Source organism: Calothrix rhizosoleniae SC01, from assembly GCF_900185595.1.
Lineage (GTDB): Bacteria > Cyanobacteriota > Cyanobacteriia > Cyanobacteriales > Nostocaceae > Calothrix_A > Calothrix_A rhizosoleniae.
Genome location: NZ_FYBH01000403.1, coordinates 1 through 3,126 on the forward strand (window position 1 = coordinate 1; position 3,126 = coordinate 3,126).

Annotated in this window: 4 protein-coding genes; all 4 read right to left on the reverse strand. The window is 36.6% G+C overall.

Annotated features, from left to right (window positions below):
* Positions 1-529: 529 nt before the first annotated feature.
* Positions 530-1,327, reverse strand: a complete 798-nt coding sequence (locus CALSC_RS24460) for an ABC transporter permease (RefSeq protein ID WP_088243825.1) — start codon at positions 1,325-1,327, stop codon at positions 530-532.
* Positions 1,327-2,028 (reverse strand): ABC transporter ATP-binding protein, encoded by a 702-nt coding sequence (locus CALSC_RS24465; RefSeq protein WP_088243826.1) that lies wholly within the window; start codon positions 2,026-2,028, stop codon positions 1,327-1,329. Before CALSC_RS24465 ends, CALSC_RS24460 begins: the two co-directional genes overlap by 1 nt.
* 91 nt (positions 2,029-2,119) lie before the next feature.
* A complete protein-coding gene (locus tag CALSC_RS24470) occupies positions 2,120-2,680 on the reverse strand; it encodes a manganese efflux pump MntP (RefSeq protein WP_088243827.1) in 561 nt (186 codons plus the stop codon).
* Between the two features lie 121 nt (positions 2,681-2,801).
* A partial coding sequence (locus CALSC_RS24475) for an ABC transporter ATP-binding protein (RefSeq protein WP_143288365.1) occupies positions 2,802-3,126 on the reverse strand: 325 nt, incomplete at its 5' end.

Below are 3,126 nucleotides of genomic sequence, written 5' to 3' on the forward strand. Positions count from 1 at the left end.
CTTTCTTCACTGCCATATTTCACATTCCTAGCATTGTTAGCTTTTTTAAATTTTTCTAAAGAAGTTTTAATTTACTTACTAATATGACGCATTTTATGCTCTAATTAGTGTCCCAATACAGGCAGAACACAGGAGTTTAAACTCCCAACTGTGTTTCCTATGGAACATCCCCTATACCAAGCACTTAATGCAATTCCAGCATCCCAAACCCAAAAACACTGATTCAATACTTCAGCTTTTTCTAAATCGATTTTAAATGGGCAAACCTAGAGTTATTAGATGCTAGTACAAAAAATTCCGAAAAAATGCGTTCGGGGCGCAAAATTTATTGATAAACCCTCACTTCACTACACACAGGGGTAGTCTTTTAGAACACCGATTCACGAATGCCAAAAACTGTTTTTCTCATCAACAACCAACGATAATTCGCTGTTTGATAGATGGCGAAATCCATGAATTGGATTGAATTCGATTGAATTATGAATACTGAATCGGTGTTCTAGAAGTAATGACGCGAATCCGCGTAATCTTATCTGTACAAGGAGAAAGTCACACTCAATTGATGCTGTGAGTTAAACACAGCAAAAAATGCTAGAGTCAATACACCTATCGTAGCCAAAGCCGTTCCCGAAGCTTGAGTAAAAATAATTAGAATCTGGTAGCGTACTGCATCAGTAGGACTAGCACCAGCCAATATTTGACCAGTCATCATTCCTGGTAGACTAACTAACCCCATCACCATCATTGAATTAATTGTAGGAATCATCCCCGTTCGTAGTGCTTCTTTTAATGTTTCATGTGCTGCTTCCCAACGAGTAGCTCCTAATGTTAACAATGCCTCGATTTGTTCGCGTTTACTGCTCAAATCTTCCATAAATTTATCTAGTGCGAGAGATGTACCCGTTAGCGCATTACCCAAAACCATACCCAATAAAGGAATTAAATATTGCGGATCATACCAAGGTTGAACGCGAATAATTCCATTTACTGTTAACCCTGTAACTAAAAATGAAGCACTCAAAAGACAGACAAAGCTGTTCCAATAAATACTGGGAAATCTTCTGCGAGTACGGTTGACACTTGATAGGGCAGCAATGGTGGTCATTGCAACAGCTACAAGTAATACCAAAAAAGGGTTACTCAGAGTAAACACCCACTGCAAGGCATAACCCACCACTAATAGTTGCGCTATCATTCGCATGGATGCAACTATCAGACTTTGTGTCAATCCCAATTTTAAAGCTAGAGAAAGACAAACATTGATTACAATAAATAAAGTTGCTAAAGCCAGTTGAGGGTAGCTAATGGAAATATAGTTTGTTTCCATCAATCTGCTCCTTGCAAACTAATTTGACGGTTGCTAACTCGCTGTAACTGTATTGGATCATGGCTTGTCCAAAGATATGCCCGTTGTGCTTCTTGGGCTTGCCAAGTTGCTACCAATTCTTCTAAACTATGGGCAGTTTGAGCATCTAATGAAGCGGTAGGTTCATCGAGCAGTAGTATTTTGGGTGCAAGTTGCAATGCTCGTAAAAAAGCCACAATTTGTCCTTCACCTCCAGAAATAGCATTTACCGGACGTTTTAAAAAGTCATCACTTTTGTGCAAAATTTGCAAATAATCAAGAATTGCAGTACGGTTATAAACTAAATGACGATTGATTTTGAGCTGATAGACTTTTTCTAAGTTTGACTCTACAGTTCCTTCCCATAGAGCTGGACGCTGATGTAGGTAAATAATTTGGGAGCGATATTCAGGTAAATGCCAAGTATCAATACTTTTTCCCTGAAAGATTATTTGCCCTGCTTGCACTTGATCGAGTCCAGCCAAAGTCCGCAAAAGTAAACTTTTACCAGAGCCTGAAGCACCCAAGATAGCAACTTTTTCACCTGGAAATAATTCAAATTTTAAGTTACGCCAAATCCAGGATTCATCCATTTTTCGACCCAAGTCTTGCACTGAAAGAATAGGTGTTTGGGAAGATACTAATATTTCAGCAGCTCGGCTTTGCATTACTTGAGTGTTCATGGCTCAACAGAATTTTATTAACCAGATAAATTTACACTGCAATCTCTTCTGTACAAGGAGAAGGAAAATAGAAATCACCACTTGTTTAGAACTATCCAAATGCCTCAATTAAAATTTTTGTTCCTAGAAAAATCAGGCTAGCTCCACCAAAAATTTCTACTTTTTGTTTAAGCATATCCCCACAGAAATGGCCAACATAAATTGCAATAAATGACAAGATAAAAGTAATTGTTCCAATTATAGTAGCTGTCAAGAAAATTGAAATTTTTAAAGTTGATAATCCTAAACCTGCGGCAAAAGCATCAATACTAGTAGCTATTGATAGTGCTATAAGAGTATACAGCTCCAAACAATTAAACTTTGGTTTTTCATCATCACTGTCGTCAAAAGATTCAAAAATTATCTTCCCACCAAGATAGGTAAGTATACCAAATATTATCCAATGGTTAAAACTAATTACAAAACTTCTGATAGTTAGTCCAGAGAACCAACCAATTAAGGGCATAATTGCCTGAAATATGCCAAAAAAAAGTGCTATTTTAGTGGCTTTAGATATTTTGAGATGTCTAATAGTCAGCCCACTACTGAGAGATACTGCACAAGCATCAGCAGCTAATCCAAAAGCAAGTAAAATTGAATTTGATAATTCCATTTGTTAAATAAAATATAAATCTTGTGTTGAATTATAGTTTATTTTCTACATGTCAATTATCATTTTTGTCTCATTGTTAGTTCATGATTATTTCATTATTTATCAATCCCTAGTTACGAATTTATTGAGAAATTTCCTGATATGTGTTTTTTCTCTTTCTGCCGATGGGAACACACATTGGTGTTCCAGAAACTGGATCGGGTACAATTCGACATTCCAAACCAAAAACTTCTCTGACCATTTCTTCTGTCATCACCAATTCCGGTTTCCCAGTTGCAAAAACCTGACCATCTTTAACCGCAACTAAATAATCAGCATAACGACCTGCTTGGTTTAAATCATGCAATACCATTACCAATGTTCCTCCTTGGTTTTGGTTTAATTCCCACAATAAATCTAAAACTTCTATCTGATGAGCTAAATCTAAAAAAGTTGTTGGTTCATCT